The organism is Candidatus Arthromitus sp. SFB-turkey, from assembly GCF_001655775.1.
Classification (GTDB): domain Bacteria; phylum Bacillota; class Clostridia; order Clostridiales; family Clostridiaceae; genus Dwaynesavagella; species Dwaynesavagella gallinarum.
The window spans coordinates 1,593-21,323 of sequence record NZ_LXFF01000030.1 but is presented as its reverse complement, the minus strand read 5'-3'; the positions used below and the strand labels follow the sequence as shown (position 1 = coordinate 21,323).

Here is a 19,731-nt window from a genome sequence, read left to right as displayed (position 1 = left end):
TTTTTTAATTTGTTTATAATGCATAATATTCATTTTTTATAATTTGTGATAAAAAATTTTTTTATTTTATAAAAAATAAAAAGTTATACTTAAAGCATAACTTTTTAAATAAATGAATTGTATGAAGAGTCTGAACTCATTTTTAAATCTCCTCTTGGAGATAAGGAAATTTCTGTAATTTTAGGGCCGTCTGGCATTGATGATCTTTTAAATTGGTTTTGAAAAAACTTCTTAATAAATACATTTAGAGAAGCTTCTATAAGTTTTTCATTATAAATTCCATTGAAACCATTAAGAGCTAAAAATTTAATTTTTTCAAAAGATAGGTTATTTTTAATGAAATGGTAAAGAAAGAAGTCATGTAGTTCATAGGGACCTATTATTTTTTCTGTTTTTTGAAGTATATTATTGTTTTCATCAGTTGGAAGAAGTTCAGGAGATATTGGAGTATTTATTATATCAATTAATATATTTTGAACAATTGTAGATTCATTATAATTTTCATAGTAATGTTTTAAAAGATGTTTAATCAGTGTTTTTGGTATGGAACAATTTATATTGTACATACTCATGTGGTCGCCATTATAAGTTGAGAATCCTAAAGCTATTTCTGATAAATCTCCAGTACCAATTAAAAGTGCATTTTCTTTATTAGCAAGATCCATAAGTATTTGAGTTCTTTCACGGGCTTGTGAATTTTCGTATGTTGTATCAAATAAATTTTCATCTTGATCTATATCTAGAAAATGTTGTTTTATTGCTTTTGTAATGTCTATTGATTTTAAAGTTACATTTAACTCATTACAAAGATTTATTGCATTATTTTTTGTTCTTGAAGATGTTCCAAGACCTGGCATAGTTATAGCTAATATGTTTTTACTTTCAATGTTCATAATTTTAAATGCATTATGGCATGAAATTAGTGCAAGAGTTGAATCAAGTCCTCCACTTATACCTAAAATTATTTTATCTTGTTTTATGTGATTTAATCTTTTTCTTAGAGAAGCAGCCTGCATTAAAAATATTTCTTCAAATATTTCAAAATTTTTGTTTTCATCTTCATGTAAGAAAGGAGTTATATTTATTTTTTTGTCAAAAACTCCAAAGTCCATGTTTTCAAAATCCACTTCAATTACTTTCATGTCCCTTTCGTAATATTTAAATGAATCCCTGAAAGTTATGTTGTTTACTCTGTGAGTGTTTAAAGAATCAATATCTATTAGTCCAGTTATAAGAACATTTTCATCGCTAAATCTATCTGATTCAGAAATCATTTTTCCATCTTCATATATACATGCGTAAGAAGAGAAAATTAAATCTGTAGTTGATTCAGTTGAATTTGAATTTGAATAAATATAGGCACAATTTAATTTGTCGCTTTGAAATCTAATTAGGTTTTTTCTTGAGTCATGTTTAAAGTTCGTTTCATTTGATGCTGATAGATTACATATTATGTTTGCACCATTTATTGATAAGTAAGAACTTTTAGGTATTGGCGCCCACAAATCCTCACATATTTCCACTCCAATTTTAATGTCTTTATAGCTAAATAAAATATCTGTTCCAAAATAAGTTTCTTCATTTAAAAATTTAACTTTAGTTAATTTAATAAAGCCTTCTGTGAAATACCTTTTTTCATAAAATTCTTGATAATTTGGAAGATAAGTTTTTGGAGTAATTCCGAGAACTCTTCCTTTATGTATTATAAAAGCTGAATTGAAAAGTGAATTGTTGTACTCAAATATTCCACCTAAAATTATTAAAATATCTTTTGATTTTGAAAATTCTAAAATATTTTTTATTCCCTCATAACTTTTTTCAAGGGTAGTTCTTTTTAAAAATAAGTCGAAACATGTATAAGAAGTTATAGATAATTCAGGGAAAACAACAATTTTAGATTTTTTATTTAAAGCTTCATTTATACATTTTTTTATGTTTAAAACGTTAAATTCTATATCGCAAATATTAGTTTTTGGGCTTGCAGCACTAACTCTTATAAAATTCATTTAATTCTCTCCTTGTAATTCATAAGTATAGTTTTTATACTAAATATGTAGAAAAAAATTTTTTTAAAAACATAAATTAGAGGTAAGTTTGTGGATTTATTAAAGGAATTTGATATTTTTAATATACATGAAAAATTTAGACAAATTATTTTAGATGAATATAATCAAAAATATTTTAGAGAAATATTTCAAACTTTAAATGAGGAATATAAGAATTTTAAAATTTTTCCTTCTAAAGATCAGGTATTTAATTCATTTAAATATAAAGATTTTGATGAAATTAAGGTTGTAATACTTGGACAAGATCCTTATCATGGTGAAAATCAAGCTCATGGTCTTTCTTTTTCTGTTTTGAAAAATTCTAGTATTCCCAGTTCTCTTAAAAATATTTTTAAAGAGTTAAAAACAGATATTAACATTAATATCCCTAATCATGGTAATTTAAGTTCATGGGCAAATCAAGGGGTACTTCTTTTAAATTCTGTTTTAACAGTTAGGAAAAGTTGTGCTAATTCTCATAAATCAATTGGATGGAGTAGGTTTACAGATAAAGTTATAAGTTTACTTTCTTGTGAAAGAGAAAATTTAGTTTTCATTTTATGGGGTAATTTTGCTATAAAAAAGGAAAATTTAATAGATAAAAATAAACATTTAATTATAAAATCCTCTCATCCAAGTGGTCTTTCTGCTCATAGAGGATTTTTTTCATCTAAACCTTTTTCAAAAACAAATGAATATTTGAAGAGTAATTCAATAGAGGAAATTAATTGGGAAATTGTTTAAAGTATAAAAACTTTATAAGATGATATAACTTTAAAAAATTTTTATTATTAGGAGTTATGATTTTAAGTGGAAAATTTATATTTAAAAGTTAATTTGAGTAAGATTGAGAAAAATATTAGTATAATTAGAAATATTTTGGGGAATAAAAAAATTATAGCAGTTGTAAAAGGCGATGCTTACGGACTTGGACTTCAAAAAATTTGTGATTTTTTAGAAGATAAAGTTGATATGTTTGGAGTATCAAATTTAGAAGAAGCAATTAAACTTTACGAAATGGGAATACAAAATGAAATCATGATACTGACTCCTATTATAAGTGAGGATTATTTTCAAAATGAATTTATAGAAAAATTTACTATAACTATAGATAATTTTGAAATACTTTCTTCAATTCCTAAAGATTTAAATATAAATGTTCACATTTATGTTTGTACTGGAATGAACAGAAAAGGAATAAAATTAAAAGAATTACATAATTTTATAAATTATATAGAAAATGAATATAAAAACATAAATATAAAAGGTATATATACTCATTTACATAATGTGAAAGATGAAGAATACACATTAAATCAAATACATAATTTTCATGAAAGCATAAAAGTTTATGAGGATAAATATTTTATACATATTTTAAACTCTGGTGGATTTATAAATGAAAAAATAAGAAATAAAGCTAGTTTTTCCCATGGTGTAAGAGTTGGAAATTTAATTTATGGATATGATGGATTAAATATTGGAATTGAGCAATCCTTTAGTTATTATGCAAAGGTTTTGGGGTTATATGATGTAAAAAAAGGTGAAAATGTTGGATATGGAAACAAGGTTAAACTTAAAAATGATATGAAAATTGGAATACTAGAAATTGGAAATATACAACATTTTGGATTTTATAGAGAGTATAGAAAAAGTTTTTTATATGATGTTTTAAAATTTGTTTATAGGTATTTTGTTAAAGCTTATGAAATATATAAAGATGATATGGGGATAAAAATTATTGGCAGAAGTAATATGAATTTAACACTTATAGATGGGAATAATTTGTGTGTAGGTGATTATGTAAAAATAAATATATCTCCTATACTTGGAGATAGTTCTATATATAAAAAATACATATATTAGGGAGTGATTTATTTGTCTACATATTTGTTTAATAATAAAAGAGATCAAGAAACTAATAAGTTAATGGGAGTAGTTATATTTTTAATTTTATCTTTAGTATTTACAATAGTTATATCTGTTTCAGTTTTTTTAGTATATTTTGATGATTATATGAGTATACAGAAACAATATAAATTACTTGAGGAAAAGCTTCAAAAAATAAGTGTTGAAAATTATGAAAAAAATAGTGATAATACACGTCTTAATGTTGAGTTAAATCAGGTTAAGAATGAAGTTAATAAACTTAATTTAGAGAAAGAAGTTTCAGATAAAAATATTAAACTTGTTGAGGATTTTATTGAGTCTGTAAATAGTGGAAATATAAAAGAAAGCAATAAATTTTTAGATCCTGATAGAGAAAGCGAGTTTTTAATTGAGGAAGATCAAAAATTTCCAGATGAAATGGCATCAGGGGATTTTGTATTAAATGATAATTTAGAAAGTGGAACTGTTACATATTTTCACACTGAGGATAATAGTAGAACTGAAAGATATGTATTTAATATGGTTTTAAAAGATGAAGATTGGTTTATATCTGATTTAGAAATTTTTGAGTATACAGGGGAACCTGAAGCTTTGTTAAATTAAAAAATTTAGATTACCATTATAAAATTTATAATGGTAATTTTTTTTGTTATAATTTTAAAAGTTAAAGGAGGATTTTGTTTATGACTAAAATTTTTAAATATGAAGCACTTGGAAATGATTATTTAGTAATTGATCCAAATTTTTGTAGTGTTGAGATGAGTAAGGATAATATAGTTAAAATTTGTCATAGAAATTTTGGTTGTGGTTCTGATGGGATTTTATATGGTCCTATATTAAGTGAAGGAAATAATATTTATTTTAAAATTTTTAATCCAGATGGAAGTGAAGCAGAAAAAAGCGGTAATGGAATAAGAATTTTTTCAAAATATTTGAAAGATTATGGATATGTAAAACAAAGTGAATTTAAACTTTTAACTAAAGGTGGGGAAGTTTTTGTTAAATATTTAAATGAAGAAGCCACTCTTATAAAAGTTTCTATGGGAAAAGTTTCTTTTAATTCAAAAGAAATTGGAGTTAAAGGTGAAGAGAGGGAAGTTATTAATGAAAGAATTTATGTATTAGATAGGGAATTTTTAATAACTTCTCTTACAATTGGAAACCCACACACTGTTTCTATTTTTGAAAAATTGGATGAGGATAGTATACATAAATATGGACCTTATATTGAAAATCATGATTTGTTTTTAAATAGAACAAATGTTCAATTTGTAGAGGTTTTAGATAGAAATACAATTAAAATAAAAATTTATGAAAGAGGTGCTGGATATACTTTAGCATCTGGTTCAAGTAGTTGCTCTGCTGCTTCTGTTTGTTATAAGCTTGGCCTTACTGATTCTAATATTTTGGTAAAATGCGACGGGGGAGATATAAAAATCGAAATTGATGAACATGGAAATGTATTTATGACAGGTGAAGTTTATCAGGTTTATGAAGGAGTTCTTAAAATAAATTTATAATGAATTTTAATTTTAAAAATAAAACTGTTTTAATTACAGGTGGAGCTAGAGGGATAGGTTTAAGTACTGCAAAAATGTATTTAACTCATGGAGCTGAAGTTATTATAACTTATAATGAAAGTTTAAATAATGCAGAAGAACTTTTAAAATGGAGCAGGGAAAAATCATATAAATTGAAAATATTTAAACTAAATTTAAATGATTTGGAGAACGTGTATAGTTTTTTAAAGCTTATAAATAAAGAAAAAATATATAACATTGATATTTTGATTAATAACTCTGGAATAGATGATATAAATCCATTAATTTTTCAGGAAGATGATAAAATATTATCTTTAATAAATGTTAATTTTTCTAATTCTTTAATACTTACAAAATATATTTTAAAAAATTTTATGAAAGAAAATTCTAGTATAATAAATATTTCATCAGTATGGGGAAATGTTGGAGCATCTTGCGAGGTAGTTTATTCTTCAACTAAAGGGGCAATTAATTTATTTACAAAATCTCTTTCAAAAGAAATGAAGTTTAAGGGAATCAAAATTATTGGAATTGCACCTGGAATTATAGAAACAGATATGAACAAACATTTAGAAACACATGAAAAAAATGAAATTGTAAAAGAAATTCCATTAAATAGAATTGGAAATGTTAACGATGTGGTAAATGCTATAAAATTTTTTTCAAGTGATTATATAAATATAAGTGGAGAAATTATTAATATTGATGGTGGGTGGATGATGTAAAGACTTATAAATTTATAAGTCTTTATTTAGTTTTTAAATATTAAATACGATAAAAAACTAATGCAATATAAGAATAAAATGTTAAAATTATATAAATATAATTTTAAAATTGAGGGGTATTTAAATGAGTGCGTTTACACTAAAACTTATAGCGTTTATTTTAATGGTACTAGATCATGTATATTATTACATAGCGGACACACCAATATGGTTTACTTATATTGGACGTATTGTTGCTCCTATTTACTTTTTTTTGCTTGTTGAGAGTTTTTTTCATACGAGAGACCGTAAAAAATTTATGATGAGACTTTTTGGGTTTGCATTTATTACTTTTTTAATACTTAATTTGATGTTTAGACAACCTTTGAATATTTTTGCATCTATGGCTATGGGAATTTTAATGCTTAATATTATTGAATTTATAAAGAGTAATAAAGAAAATATTTTTAAAAAGTTAATTGGGTGTATTGGAGTAATTATAGTTGGTATTTTGTCTTTATATACTGAAGCATCTTATTATGGTGTGGGAATGATTTTAATATTTTATTTCTTAAGACAAAAGAAATTTTTAATGAGTATTGTTTATATAATTTTTTCATTGTGTGAAATTTCCTTTGTATTTGGAACAAAATATTTTTTAGAAGAATTACTGCTTGGAAATTATCAATGGATGATGGTTTTTTCAATAATTCCTATTCTTTTATATAATGGAAAGCCTGGTTATAGGAGTAAATTTTTTAAATATTTCTTTTATATAGCTTATCCAGTTCATGTAATTATTCTTTTAATAGTTGGAAATACATTTAATCCTACGTGGTATGAGTTTTAATTAAAATTTAAATTTAAATAACTTGAGTTATATGATACAATAACTTCTAAGAAATTTAAATTTGAATTTACGAAAGGATTTTGTTAAGTATGAAGCAGAGATATATTATTAATATGCAAAATGTAGATAACCTAGATAATGTACAAATTGAAGTATCACCTTTTACTATTTTTACAGGTGATAATAATAGTGGGAAAACGGTTGTTATGAATATAATTTATGGATTGTCAAGGTTATCTAGACAAATAATACAAAATGGAGATAAAACTTCAAAAGAGTATTTTATTTGTAGAGATTTTGTTAAGAATTTAAAGAATAATAAAGAAGGATATATTGATAACGAAGTTGGAAATATTTTTTGTGATTTTTTTAATATATCGTTGCTTCAAAATAAGGATTATTTTTTCAATGAAATATTTAATGTGAGTATTGAAAATAATTATAAGAGATTTGAAAATACTCAAATTTTTTTATCAAAATATAGAATTTTTCCAAAAGTATTTCTTGTTGTAGATGATTTTTGTGATGAAATAATTATAGAGGGAGATTTTGTAAAAATTCCTAGTGAATTTTTTGATAATGAAGATTATGTGTTAGAACTTATTTGTCATAAAATAATAGATGATGGGTTTAGCGATGTTTGTTTATCAAAACCTGTTTTTATGCCATCTGGAAGAAGTTCTTTTTTATGTTATTCAGATGTTTTTAAGAATTTAAAATATCAAAATTTAAGTATAGGGGATTTTATAAAAAATATTGAAAACTTAGAATTTACAGATAATGGAGTTTATTCAAGTATACATAATTTTATAGAAGATGATGTGGTTAAGGGAAGTTTTACAAAAGATTCCTATAGATGTCATTTAAATGATATAGAAATTCCAATTAGTATGGCGTCAGATTTTGTACGTGAAATTGCACCACTTGTTTTGTTTTTAAAATCTAAAGAAAGATTCACTTCATTTTTTATAGAGGAAATTGAAACTCATTTAAATTTGAAATTACAAAGAAGTATAGTTAGTGCTCTTATTAGAATTATAAATTCTGGAACATCTATTTTTATGTCTACAAATAGTAGTGTTATATTAGATCAAATTTGTAATTTTTTATTGTTAAATAATTTGAATAGAAGTAAAATAGCTGGATTTGGTTATATAATAAATGACGTATTAAATGTTGACGATATAAATATTTATGAATTTACATATGATAAAAATAAAGTATTAGTTAATAAATTACCTATAGATTATAGAGGATTTAAGGTTAATTTTAATGATGAAATACTTGGAGAAATATCTAGAGAAAATTTACAATTAAAAATTGAAATGTTTGAAAATAATTAGAGAAATCTACCTAGTTTTTAGGTAGATTTTATTTTTTTAAAAATATTTTATATGTATTAAATAATAGAAAAAAAAATTAATATATGATAAAATTTATTAACAAATGTATTTTTAAAAATGGAAATTAAATAATGGATTTTATGGGGATAACTTATTATGAAAAAAAATAATTTGAAATTATTTCAGAATAAAGGAGATAAGAATAATTTTAAAATATGTGACAAAAAAAATGAAAATATACTTTCAATAGGAGCGGCAGTTGAACTCAAAAACAATAAAATATGTATTTCATATAAAGAAATTGAAATAAAGAAATGCGGTTTTGATAAAATTAAAAAAATCGAAATATACAAAGGGTCAAAACTTATTTGTTATGAAAATAAAATTTCAAATTTTTATGTTGAGTTTCCATATTTTTCATCAGAGGGTATATACGAAATAAGAACTACAATTGTAAATTTAAATGATGATTCTCAAACTTGTGTTATAAATACATTTGAGTTTTTTGATTATAAAAAGAAGGTTATATGTGAAAATTTTAATATAAACCTTAGTAAGGTAAATAAAAATTTATGTGTAAATTTTAATAAGAAATTTGGGGAATTAGATTTATCTGAGATTAGTTTATCTAATATTAATTTGTTTGACTCTAAAAATAATCAAATAAAAAATATTGCGTGTAAAATATATACGAAGATTAATAGTATAGATTTTGTAATTTTAGATGTGTTTGATGATAATAACATAAATAAATTAATTCCAAATGAAGTTTATATTTTAAGGATAAATATTAAGGATAAAGAAATATTTTCTTCATTTTCTTTTGAGTACGATAATATTGAAATAAACGCTTATAGAGTTATTGAAGATGTTAGTTATGATATTTTATCTAACATTTCAGATGAAGCTATTTCATTAAAATTGTATTTTAAAATTAATTCATTTATAAATATTGATGATTATGATTATTTTATTTCTAATATTAGGAATAAATTTTTATATTTTAAATCTTCTCAAGGGGAAAAAGAAGATACGGTTGTTTTTGAATGCGTGATTAAAAATGAAAAAAATTATTTTGAATTAAGCATATGTAAAGGTAGTAGCGTTAACATAATAAAATTTGATTATGATTTTAGTTCGGGAAATAGTGTAATTACTCAAAGGAGTTATTTTGAAATTCCATGTATAAATAAAAGTTTAAATAAATACACAGTTGAAGTTAAATCTAAAAATTTAGATATAGATTTAAATAAAGCACCATTTTTAGGTATATCAGATAAATTTGGACAATTAGGTATAAGTTTTACTAGTAAAAATTTCGTTGAAAAAGGTAATATTGTTTTAGATGACCAAGGAACTACTAGTATTATTTTTGAAAATATTAGTATTTTGAATAAATTTAGTGAAGTTTATACTGTGGAATTAGATTATGAAATAAAGGAAAGTTTTGTATTTTCACCTTCTATAGGAGTAAAGTTTAATCAAATAAAGTATAATACAAAATTTGATGGTGTAAATAAAAATTTAAAGATTCAATTTTTAAGAGATAATTGTGATTTAATAGGTAAGTATACTTATGATAAAAATAAGGAATATAAGCTTAATATATTAAATAATTCATGTAGTTTTCAAGTGGAAAATTTTGATGTATTAAGGTTTATATATTTGAAAATTTATGATGATAAAAATAGATTTTATTTTGAGACAATTGTTTTAAATTATATTGAAACAGATCCGTATATTAAAATTTCCCATAGTGAAAAATTTTTATTAGATTCATTAAATTATTTAACTATTATTGATAAAAATGTGTTTGATGATTTTAAGAAGGATTTTGGAGTATGTGTTTTATCAGAAGATAAACATGTTATTCAAGAAATTAAAGTACATAGTTTTGATAAGAAATTTAAAATTAATTTTGATAATATTCAAATAAATAATTCGGGAATGTATTATATTAAATTTCAAAAGGGAAATATGTATAAAATTTGTTCATTTTTTGTGAGCAAAATAACAGATCCTAAAAATTTGTTTATTAAAAATATTGATAAATCAGGGATTGACATAGTTCTTTCAAATTTTAAATTTGTTCCGTCTATGAAAGGATTTTTAAAGGTAAATATATTTTTGTTAATTGATAATATAAGGCATTCTTTTATAGAGCAAAGTTTTTCCATATCATCTCAAAATATAAGAATAGATTTTCTTCAAAATGTTTTAATTAATAATACTGAGTATTTAGCTTATTTTGAATTTGATAAAAACAAGAAAAAGAGCATTTCTTTTACATATTTAGGAGATAGTGCGTGTGTAGGAGATATTGAAGATAATATAAATGAATTAAGTGAAATGCTTTCTTATAATTTAGATGATTATGAGGAGCCACATTATGAAACTAGTTTAATTATAGAAAAGATAAATAAAATATCAGAAGAAAGCCCTATTGATGATTATTATTTAGATGAAAATAATAGCTATGAAGCTAAAAGTTTTGATGAAGGCAATTTAGATGATATAGGTATAATAATTAAAAAAGCATATGAAATATTTTTAGGTGTTAATATAGAGGCGAGTAATAGGGAAGTTATTTTGTGGAAAAAACTTATAAAAGATAAGAAGGTTGATTTAAAATATTTTATAGAAGTTTTTGTTGTTGAATATATTTTGAAATTTAAGCCACTTATTGGTAGTGACTTAAAAAGATATAATGAACTAGTAAGTAAGATTTGGAAATTTTTAAATATTGAGCAGAATTTAGAAGATAATTTTATTGAAAATATTGAAGTTTTATCTAAGGATAGTTTTATTAAAGAAGTTTTTGAAAATATATGTGAAACTAATGAGTATAAAAATGTTGAATATATTTTGGAAAATTATAAATAAAAAATTAAAGAACTACAATTTAAAATTGTAGTTCTTTTTTTATTGGGTTTTAACTTTAAATATAGATTTTAATTTTTTAAGAGTGTAGTTTTTATTGTTTGGATATCTTGAATTAATTTCTATTTGAGTTGACTTCATTAAGATGCTTTTTTTGTGAGTAAATGTATCAAAGGAATGTTTACCGTGATAATTTCCAATTCCACTATTTTTAAAACCTCCAAAAGGAAGACCTTGTTCCGATACGTGAAGAAGAGTGTCGTTTACACATCCCCCTCCAAAAGGTATTTCAAGACATTTATTGATTAATGCTTTATTTTCTGAAAATAAATATAAAGCAAGAGAAGGCTCTGTATGTTTTAGAGAATAAATAACATCATCTACCATTTCATAAGATTTTATTTGAAGTATTGGGCCAAATATTTCCCCTTCTAATAATTCAGAATTTAAATCATCTATATCGATTATTGTTGGAGAAATTTTTAAAGAATCTTTGTTATACTTTCCTCCAAAAATAATTTTATCTTTTAGTGAATCTATAATATTTGTTAATCTATTAAAGTTTAGTTCGTTTATTATTTTAGAATAATATTTGCAGTTTAGTGGATCTTTAGTGTACATTTCTTCTATTGTTTCAATTAAAGTTTTTATAAATTCATCTTTTATATTATGATGAACCCAAATATAATCTGTGGCTAAACAAGTTTGACCTACATTTAAAAATTTTCCATGTACAATTCGTTTGCAGGCTAATTTTATATTTGCATCATTGTGAACTATGCAAGGATTTTTTCCTCCAAGTTCTAAAGTTACAGGTATTAGTTTTTCAGCAGCTTTTGAGTATACATATTTTCCAATATTTGGACTTCCTGTTGCAAACATATAATCAAAATTAAATTCAAGTAAAGAATCCAGTACTTCTTTATCTCCATCTATGGATTTTACATAGCATTGTTCAAATGTGCTTGATAATATTTTGTTTATTATTTCATTTGTGTGTTTTGAAAAAGGGTGAAGTTTTAATATACAAGTGTTTCCAGCAGCTAATGCACCTATCATAGGCACTAAAGATAAAAGTAATGGATAATTCCAAGTGGATACTATTAAACACACTCCAAAAGGTTTTTTATAAATGTATCCTTTGCTTTTGAAATTTGATAGAGATGTTTTAATTTTTTCAGGTTTTGATAATAAGTTTAAATTTTTAAGGAAAAAATCAATTTCTTTTATGCAAGGAGCAAATTCTGACACGAAAGCATCTTCTTTTGATTTTCCTAAATCTTTATACATGGCTTTATATATTTCATTTTCATTTTCTAGTAAAGCTTTTTTAAATTTTGATAAATGAATTAGTCTAAAATTTATTGGAATTGTTGTATCTGCGTAAAAAAAATCTTTTTGAGATTTAAATATATTTTTTAGATTCATATTATACACCTCGCATTTTTATAAATATAATTCAATTTTACTTTATATAAAAAATAATTAAAAGATAGTTATATTATAGAATAATTATTTCCAATTTAGAAAAAACTATGGTTACAAATTTTGTTATTGATGGGAGATAATATGGATAAATTTATAAATATTTTTTTTATGTTGTGTTTATCTTTTTTTATAGTTATTTCTAATTATGGTTATGCTTTTGAAAATTTAGATGAAATAAATAGTTTATACGATGATTTTTTATATAAGTTTGATAAATTGAATGAAAATGGAGATGTTTTATATGATAAAAAATCTCCTATTATAGTTGATGGGAAAAAGATAAGAGTAAAAAAAATATATGATTCAAATAAGGAAATGTTTAGAGGAACTTGGATTGCAACTATTTCAAATATAAATTTTCCCAAAGAAAAAGGGTGTTCTTTTGATGAGCTTGTGAAAGAATTTAATGTTATTTTAGATAGAGTTGAGAAACTTAATTTAAATGCAATATTTTTTCAAGTTAGTCCAGAGCTTGATGCTTTTTATGAATCAAAATTTAGACCTTGGTCTAAATATTTAACTGGAGATCAGGGAGTAGAACCTTTATACTATAAAGAAGGTAAAGATTTTTTAAAATATGCAATAAATGAAACAAGAAGACGTGGAATTGAATTTCATGCTTGGTTTAATCCTTATAGAGTTACGAAAGATCCTTATTTAAATAAAACAAAAGATCAAATAATAGGTATGCTTTCTGAAAATAATTTTGCACGTCAAAATAGTAATTTAGTTTATTTATTTTCAGGAAAATTATTTTTAGATCCAGGACGTCAAGAGGTAGTAGATTTTATTAAAAATACAGTACATGAATTTATAAGTAAATATGATGTTGATGGAATACATTTTGATGATTATTTTTATCCGTATGGATCTCAAAACATAAAAGGTACTAATTATAAATTTGGAGATATGAAAGAGGATTTTGAATCTTTTCAAATAAATTCAAGAGGAATAAGTGATATAAATGATTGGAGAAGAGATAATGTAAATATTTTAATAAAGGAAGTAAAATCTATAATATCTCATTACAATTATATGAATGAAAAAAGTATACAGTGGGGAGTTTCACCTTTTGGAATTTATGCTCATAAAGGGGAAGAGATTAAAAATGGTTCAAAAACTGGAAATTTATTAAATGGTTCAAATACTCCTTATGGTTCTCTTTCAAGTTATAGGGATATTTATGCAGATACTTTATATTGGATTGATAATGAATTAATTGATTATGTAATTCCTCAAATATATTGGACTTTTGGTAAGAAGGAAGCTCCTTATGAGGAACTTGTAAATTTTTGGAGTGGAGCTGTTAGAGATAAAAGATGTCAATTGTACATAGGTCATGGAAATTATAGTATTAGAGAAGTAAGAGGAGATAGTAGTTGGAATAATCCTTATGAAATTACAAATCAAATTAAATTTAATTCTAATTATGATAATGTATTTGGAAGTGTATTTTTTAGCGTTGAAGACTTATATGAATCTTTAGAAGAAGGAAATAGTAGAAGTAGTGTTTATGAAAAATATATAAAATCTTTAGAAAATGATATTTTAAATTGTAAATCTCTTATTCCTTCAAAACCATGGTTAGATTTTAAAAATACATCTGAAATATTTGATTTAAGGATTTTAAATGGAGATGATAAGTATTATTTATTTTTTAAAGATAAAATAGGAAATGATAGTAAATTTTATGTAGTATATGGGTTTAAAGATGAAAATCATATTAATTATGACGATAGTAAAAATATTTTAGGAGTTTATGGAAGGGATTATAGTAAGGAATTTCAAAGTATAGTTTTAAATAATTTGCCAAATGATATAAAATGTTTCGTTATAACTATTAAAGATTTTTCTGGAGTAGAAACTAAGGGAGTTAAACATGTTTTTAAAATTTAATGTATTTTTATAATTTTATGCTAAAATTTATTTTGAAGTAAAATTTTTTTAGATATGGAGGAAAAGTTATGGAAGTTATAGTTTTAAAAAATTCTGATGAAGTATGTAAGAAAGCAAGTGATATAATAGGAGATGTTGTTAAAAAAAATAAAAATGCATTTTTAGGATTAGCTACAGGAGGAAGTGCTGAAAAAGTTTATAATTATTTAGTTGAAGATTATAATAAAGGAATTTTAGATTTTTCGGGATGTAGTAGTATTAATTTAGATGAGTATGTTGGTCTTTCTCCAGATCATGTACAAAGTTATAGAAGATATATGGATGATAGATTTTTTAATAAAGTTAATATAAATAAGGAAAATACATATGTCCCTATAACTATAGGTGATATAGATAGTGAACTTTTAAAAATTAGAAAGTTAATTGAAGAAAAAGGTGGTATAGACGTACAATTACTTGGGGTTGGAAGTAATGGACATATTGCTTTTAATGAACCTAATGAGTACTTAAATGCTAGTGCTAATGTTGTTGATCTTAATGAGGAAACTATAAAGGCAAATTCTAGATTTTTTGAAAGTATAGATGATGTTCCAAAACAAGCTGTAAGTTTGGGAATAGGAGATATTTTAAAATCTAAAAAAATTGTTTTAATTGCTTTTGGTAAAGATAAAAAATATGCAATAGAGGAACTTTTGACAAATGATTATATAACTACAAAAGTTCCATGTACTCTACTAAAAGCTCATAGAGATGTAACCGTTATTATAGATGAGAGTTTAAGTCAAGAAATAGGATTATAATATTATTTAAATATTTTTAAAAAGAACTTAGATATTATTTCTAAGTTTTTTTTGTGGGATTATTTTAAAAAATTTGGTTTAAACTTTTTGAAAATGTAAATAATTAACATATACAATATTTATTGGGGGTTAAATTTAAATGTTTTTATCATTATTTACAGATAGGGAGAGGGAGTTGTTTTATACATTATCTTTTCATTTAGTTGAAAGCGATGGTGTTATAACAGGTGAGGAGAAAACTCTTCTTGAAAGTTTTAAACTTGAAAGCGGTGGTCAGGTTTTAGAAAAAATAGATGAGACTCCTAATGAAATTATAAATGAGCTTAGTTTAAGTGATGATAAAATTAAAAATTGTATTTTATTAGAACTTATATCTGTTGCACTTGTTGATAATCATTATACAGAAAATGAAAAATCTATAATTTCTAAAGTTGTTGAGGAATTTAATATATCTAATCAAAAATTTCAAGAAATTTTCGATTGGGTAGTTAATCTTAAAGAAATGTATTCTAAGATTGTTGAGTTAGTTGAAATATAGAGGTGGCTATTTGCTACCTTTTTTTGTTTTTTAAAATTATTTTTGTGAATTTTATTGTAATTACTCATAAATTACTAAAATTTGAGCAAAATAGAATTAACATGAAATGAATGAGTAAAGATTTTCTAAATATTTCACAATTTGGAGGTAAGCTTATGGGTATTTTTAGAATATGCAAACTTAAATTTAGTTTATTTGTTTTATTTAGTTTAGTTAGTTTTAAAGCTCAAGCTATAGAAGTGTTCAATGATGTAAAGCATACAAATAATATGGATAAATTTGTATTTAAAGAGATTGATGAATTTAAAGACAATAGCAACGAATTATATGGAAGTATTTTGATAGATAAGATTACCAATGATAAAAATATGATTAAGGGAAAAAGTTTTAAAAATTCTTTGGTTAAATTTTTAATTAATGATATTGAATATATTTCAAGTACAGACGATGAGGGTAATTTTATTTTATTACTTGAAGAAGGTTTACTTGTTGATGTTGATCAAGTAAACGTTCGAGTGTGTGATTATTTAGGTAATGAATTATCAAATGTATCTTTTGTTGTACATGATATTTTGCCACCTATTGATCCTAAAATTGAAGATGTGGTTAATAATTCAGATAATGTTATAAGAGGATATGGAGAACCTAATTCTTCTATAAGAGTACTTATAGGAGATAAGGAATTTACGGGATATACTCTTACAAATGGTAGTTTTGAGATACAAGTTGGAGATTCTTTAAGAGATGCTGAGAGCTTTAAAATAATTTCTTATGATTGTTTTAATAATTATTCAAATCTTGTTGAAAAACAAGTAAACGATGTGATTGCACCGTATAAACCAAGTATAAATGTTGTTGACTGTGATAATAATTTTGTACATGGAAGTGGTGAAGCTAATTGTGAGGTTGTTGTGAGTTTTGATGATAAGAAATATAAATCGTACATAGATGAGAATGGAAATTTTTATGTTTATGATGATGAAGGTTCTATAGAAAATACTGACCTTATAAAGGTAAAAGTGGTTGATTTAAGTGGAAATAGTTCGGAAGAAGTTTTATTTAAGGTTGAGAAGAAAAATGTTGGTAGAGTTGTTTTAAAGAGTTTAGATGTAAATAATAAAATAATAAAAGATGCAATGATTAAAGTTAATGGTATGGATGATTGTTTATTAAATGAAGATAAGATTTTTAATTTAAATAGTGATGGAAATTTATTTTTAGAAGATTTACCATTTGGAAATTATGAATTAGTTATAAGATATAGAACTAGTGATCACAAATTAGAAGAAAATGTTTTGAGTATTAGTCTTGATGAAAGAAATTCAGAAGTTGAAGTTTTAATTGATTAATTTTTATTTTTGTAAAGTAAAACTGCCTATATTTATAGGCAGTTTTAATATTAGGGGAAGTGATTAAATGAATATTTATAAGGGGATTTTATGTTTATTTATATGTTGTTTAATAACATTTAAAGTTTGTTCTCATAATGTTTATTCTCATGCTCAAAAAGTTAATAAACAAAATAATTTTTATGATATGGATGATGACTATATATATAGATTGAGTGATTCAGGGATTCAAATTATAAAAATTAATAATTATAATGATATGGAAATTAAAAGTACCATAGTTGAAGAAGACATTTGTAATGGCAATATTTATTTATGTGGAGATAAACTTTTTATAAGTGGAATTAAAAACGAAAAGGATAAAACTTTTTTAAATATCTTTCCTCTTAATCTGGCACCCATTTTTTGTGCTTGAGTAGAAGCAAAATATACATTTCCTGCTGCTGCAAAAATGCCGACTAAAGTCAGGCCCAGCATTTGAAGACCTATTTGCCAAATATATCCTACATTTCCTTTAGCTACTCCGTTATTTATTAAGTTAGATGTCAAATTAGGTAAGCTTAAATCACAAACCACTTGAAATCCTAAAAAGATAGTAGCAGTAATAATTGCCCACCAATCTAAATTTCGTCGCATCAACTTTACCATTTTGTTCCTCTTTTCTATTTATTATTTAGAAAAACCATACTCAATAAACTCTAATTTGTGTAAATATTCTTGCTTTTTTTCTTCAATATCTATTTTAGGAATGTCTGATTCATGCTTCATTTGCAAGAATGTATCGGTTATTACTATGATAAATGGGGTAATTAAAATTCTGATAAACATATCAAAGTCACTTCGACTTTTTATTTTTAATTTTTCTTTATCNNGTTTTGGAAAGACTATTTTTACAGTCGCAAAAATATCTCCATTTTGTTCATCTAATTCTTTAAAAAAGTCATCCCTAAAGTTTTGCATAATTTTTTGAGTAATATAGAGATATAGATCTCTTTTATCTTCAAAATATTGATAAAAACTTCCCCGAGGGATTTTGGCTAATTTTATAACTTCATTAATTGAAGAATCGTTATAGTTATGACTCGAGAATACCTTAATTGCCGCTTGAATTATGCGATTCTGCTTTTCTTTATCAATTCCAAAAAATGTTTCTTTTGGCATAAAATCTCCCCTATTCCTTGCGTAAAGCTTCTACTGGATCTAGCTTAGATGCTCTATTGGATGGTAAAATTCCGGCAATCATACTGATAACAACACTAATAACTATTCCAGCTATTGCATATTTAGTAGTCATGGAAACAACATTTACTTCGAAAGCCGCTTTCGTAAAGTTATTAATGAAGAAACCTAGAACATAAGTTACAACTACGCCAATTACTCCTGATGTAATTCCAATTAAAAATGCCTCAGAAGCAAATATTCTTCTAATATCTTTTCTTCTAGCACCTAGAGCTTTAAGTACACCTATTTCTTTTGTACGTTCAACTACAGAAATATTTAAAACTACCAATATCATAATTGCTGAAACCACTAATGAAACAGCAGCGATAGCAGTTAATACCCAAGTAATAATATTCAACATTTTCGTAAACATTTCCGTCATTTGTTCTTGCATTGAACCTGTATAACCAAGATCTTTTACTTTGTCCTTAATCATCTTAGTGTTGTCTTTGTTAGCTGTATGTAGATATACTACATTTGGCAATAATTTTTCTTGGTTTGTCTTATATAGGTCTTGTAAACCTACATAAGTAAAGAAAACTGTACTTGAACTTTGACTTTGTGATTCATATAAACCTGTTACTTTAAAGTTTTGTGTAATTGTCTTTTCACCTATCTTCAAAGTCAAAGTAACCTCTTTATCTAAAATATTCTTTCCTAGTAAATCTGCAGTAGCTCTATCTAACATTATTTCATGATTATTCTTAGGAGCTTTTCCTTCCACAATGCTTGATTTAGAAATACTATCAGACATTGTTTGCAACATCATTAAACTAGCTTGCTTATTATTATATTTAACTGTATTAGTTCCTAGTGAAAATGAACTATAACCTTTTTGATATCTATCTACATGTTTTATCTTACTTAACTTTTCTATATCCTTTTTTGTAAAACCTGTATTAGTTCCTGACCCCGTTAAAGCAGCCATATTCTCTTGCTGTTGTTTAGCTATCTCTTCACGACTCATATTTTGTGGATTTTTTGTCGTTTGTTGAGTACTACTCTTCTTATGAACTTCAGTAATATTAGGGTTAGTATATGATTTCATAGTACTACTTACATAACTTGTTACACCTTTACCTAAAGCCAGCATCAATACTACTGACATAATTCCTATACTAGATCCAAGCGCTACTAGTAAATTTCTTCCTAACTTGGCTTTCATATTTAGAAATGCTAGCTTAAT

17 protein-coding genes and 1 pseudogene are annotated in these 19,731 nt (G+C 24.2%); 12 read left to right on the top strand and 6 right to left on the bottom strand.

Annotated features, from left to right (window positions below; translation table 11 throughout):
- Nucleotides 1–104 precede the first annotated feature (104 nt).
- Nucleotides 105–2,006 (bottom strand): NAD(+) synthase, encoded by a 1,902-nt coding sequence (locus tag A6P36_RS05830; RefSeq protein ID WP_066761907.1) that lies wholly within the window; start codon nt 2,004–2,006, stop codon nt 105–107.
- Between the two features lie 114 nt (nt 2,007–2,120).
- Between A6P36_RS05830 and A6P36_RS05825 the strand changes: the two genes are divergently transcribed.
- The 8 genes from A6P36_RS05825 (at nt 2,121) to A6P36_RS05790 (ending at nt 11,256) form a co-directional block, all read left to right on the top strand.
- Complete coding sequence (locus A6P36_RS05825) at nt 2,121–2,789, top strand: uracil-DNA glycosylase (RefSeq protein WP_369815434.1); 669 nt, start codon at nt 2,121–2,123, stop codon at nt 2,787–2,789.
- Nucleotides 2,790–2,855: 66 nt separating this feature from the next.
- Nucleotides 2,856–3,911 carry an alanine racemase gene (locus A6P36_RS05820; RefSeq protein ID WP_066761904.1) on the top strand — a complete coding sequence of 352 codons (1,056 nt, stop codon included), beginning with the start codon at nt 2,856–2,858 and terminating at the stop codon, nt 3,909–3,911.
- A gap of 3 nt (nt 3,912–3,914) precedes the next feature.
- Nucleotides 3,915–4,538 (top strand): hypothetical protein, encoded by a 624-nt coding sequence (locus A6P36_RS05815; protein ID WP_242861672.1) that lies wholly within the window; start codon nt 3,915–3,917, stop codon nt 4,536–4,538.
- Between the two features lie 80 nt (nt 4,539–4,618).
- Nucleotides 4,619–5,455: a diaminopimelate epimerase gene (dapF, locus tag A6P36_RS05810; protein WP_066761902.1), complete on the top strand. Its 837-nt coding sequence runs from the start codon at nt 4,619–4,621 to the stop codon at nt 5,453–5,455.
- Nucleotides 5,455–6,201 (top strand): SDR family NAD(P)-dependent oxidoreductase, encoded by a 747-nt coding sequence (locus tag A6P36_RS05805; RefSeq protein ID WP_066761898.1) that lies wholly within the window; start codon nt 5,455–5,457, stop codon nt 6,199–6,201. Before dapF ends, A6P36_RS05805 begins: the two co-directional genes overlap by 1 nt.
- Before the next feature lie 124 nt (nt 6,202–6,325).
- Entirely contained in the window at nt 6,326–7,030 is a 705-nt protein-coding gene (locus tag A6P36_RS05800) for a TraX family protein (protein ID WP_066761896.1), read from the top strand.
- Between the two features lie 89 nt (nt 7,031–7,119).
- On the top strand, nt 7,120–8,373 hold the full coding sequence (locus A6P36_RS05795; protein WP_066761894.1) for an AAA family ATPase: 1,254 nt from the start codon (nt 7,120–7,122) through the stop codon (nt 8,371–8,373).
- A 156-nt stretch (nt 8,374–8,529) separates the two neighbouring features.
- Nucleotides 8,530–11,256 carry a hypothetical protein gene (locus A6P36_RS05790; protein ID WP_066761892.1) on the top strand — a complete coding sequence of 909 codons (2,727 nt, stop codon included), beginning with the start codon at nt 8,530–8,532 and terminating at the stop codon, nt 11,254–11,256.
- A 39-nt stretch (nt 11,257–11,295) separates the two neighbouring features.
- Here the strand turns inward: A6P36_RS05790 and A6P36_RS05785 are convergent, their stop codons facing one another.
- Entirely contained in the window at nt 11,296–12,681 is a 1,386-nt protein-coding gene (locus tag A6P36_RS05785; protein ID WP_066761890.1) for an aldehyde dehydrogenase family protein, read from the bottom strand.
- A 141-nt stretch (nt 12,682–12,822) separates the two neighbouring features.
- Here A6P36_RS05785 and A6P36_RS05780 point away from each other — a divergent pair, with 141 nt between their 5' ends.
- The 4 genes from A6P36_RS05780 (at nt 12,823) to A6P36_RS05765 (ending at nt 17,324) form a co-directional block, all read left to right on the top strand.
- Nucleotides 12,823–14,637 carry a glycoside hydrolase family 10 protein gene (locus A6P36_RS05780; protein WP_066761888.1) on the top strand — a complete coding sequence of 605 codons (1,815 nt, stop codon included), beginning with the start codon at nt 12,823–12,825 and terminating at the stop codon, nt 14,635–14,637.
- A 68-nt stretch (nt 14,638–14,705) separates the two neighbouring features.
- Nucleotides 14,706–15,437, top strand: a complete 732-nt coding sequence (locus A6P36_RS05775; protein WP_066761886.1) for a glucosamine-6-phosphate deaminase — start codon at nt 14,706–14,708, stop codon at nt 15,435–15,437.
- A 139-nt stretch (nt 15,438–15,576) separates the two neighbouring features.
- Nucleotides 15,577–15,975 (top strand): hypothetical protein, encoded by a 399-nt coding sequence (locus A6P36_RS05770; protein ID WP_066761885.1) that lies wholly within the window; start codon nt 15,577–15,579, stop codon nt 15,973–15,975.
- Between the two features lie 155 nt (nt 15,976–16,130).
- Nucleotides 16,131–17,324, top strand: a complete 1,194-nt coding sequence (locus A6P36_RS05765) for an Ig-like domain-containing protein (protein WP_066761883.1) — start codon at nt 16,131–16,133, stop codon at nt 17,322–17,324.
- A 309-nt stretch (nt 17,325–17,633) separates the two neighbouring features.
- On the opposite strand, the gene A6P36_RS07975 is transcribed toward A6P36_RS05765, so the two are convergent.
- The 4 genes and pseudogenes from A6P36_RS07975 to A6P36_RS05750 all read right to left on the bottom strand — a co-directional run.
- Nucleotides 17,634–17,972 (bottom strand): hypothetical protein, encoded by a 339-nt coding sequence (locus A6P36_RS07975; protein WP_197487226.1) that lies wholly within the window; start codon nt 17,970–17,972, stop codon nt 17,634–17,636.
- Nucleotides 17,973–17,993: 21 nt separating this feature from the next.
- A pseudogene (locus A6P36_RS08505) lies at nt 17,994–18,194 on the bottom strand (hypothetical protein); the annotation flags it as partial.
- 2 nt (nt 18,195–18,196) lie between these two features.
- A partial coding sequence (locus A6P36_RS08255; protein ID WP_207644324.1) for a TetR/AcrR family transcriptional regulator occupies nt 18,197–18,485 on the bottom strand: 289 nt, incomplete at its 3' end.
- A gap of 10 nt (nt 18,486–18,495) precedes the next feature.
- The coding region (locus A6P36_RS05750) for an ABC transporter permease (RefSeq protein ID WP_207644323.1) at nt 18,496–19,731 on the bottom strand (1,236 nt) is incomplete at its 5' end.

What these genes read in the sequence shown, in the direction of transcription:
- A6P36_RS05830 (WP_066761907.1), bottom strand. Translation starts at nt 2,006, where the DNA reads ATGAATTTTATAAGAGTTAGTGCTGCAAGCCCAAAAACTAATATTTGC.
- dapF (WP_066761902.1), top strand. Translation starts at nt 4,619, where the DNA reads ATGACTAAAATTTTTAAATATGAAGCACTTGGAAATGATTATTTAGTA.
- A6P36_RS05805 (WP_066761898.1), top strand. Translation starts at nt 5,455, where the DNA reads ATGAATTTTAATTTTAAAAATAAAACTGTTTTAATTACAGGTGGAGCT.
- A6P36_RS05800 (WP_066761896.1), top strand. Translation starts at nt 6,326, where the DNA reads ATGAGTGCGTTTACACTAAAACTTATAGCGTTTATTTTAATGGTACTA.
- A6P36_RS05795 (WP_066761894.1), top strand. Translation starts at nt 7,120, where the DNA reads ATGAAGCAGAGATATATTATTAATATGCAAAATGTAGATAACCTAGAT.
- A6P36_RS05790 (WP_066761892.1), top strand. Translation starts at nt 8,530, where the DNA reads ATGAAAAAAAATAATTTGAAATTATTTCAGAATAAAGGAGATAAGAAT.
- A6P36_RS05785 (WP_066761890.1), bottom strand. Translation starts at nt 12,681, where the DNA reads ATGAATCTAAAAAATATATTTAAATCTCAAAAAGATTTTTTTTACGCA.
- A6P36_RS05780 (WP_066761888.1), top strand. Translation starts at nt 12,823, where the DNA reads ATGGATAAATTTATAAATATTTTTTTTATGTTGTGTTTATCTTTTTTT.
- A6P36_RS05775 (WP_066761886.1), top strand. Translation starts at nt 14,706, where the DNA reads ATGGAAGTTATAGTTTTAAAAAATTCTGATGAAGTATGTAAGAAAGCA.
- A6P36_RS05770 (WP_066761885.1), top strand. Translation starts at nt 15,577, where the DNA reads ATGTTTTTATCATTATTTACAGATAGGGAGAGGGAGTTGTTTTATACA.
- A6P36_RS05765 (WP_066761883.1), top strand. Translation starts at nt 16,131, where the DNA reads ATGGGTATTTTTAGAATATGCAAACTTAAATTTAGTTTATTTGTTTTA.
- A6P36_RS07975 (WP_197487226.1), bottom strand. Translation starts at nt 17,972, where the DNA reads ATGGTAAAGTTGATGCGACGAAATTTAGATTGGTGGGCAATTATTACT.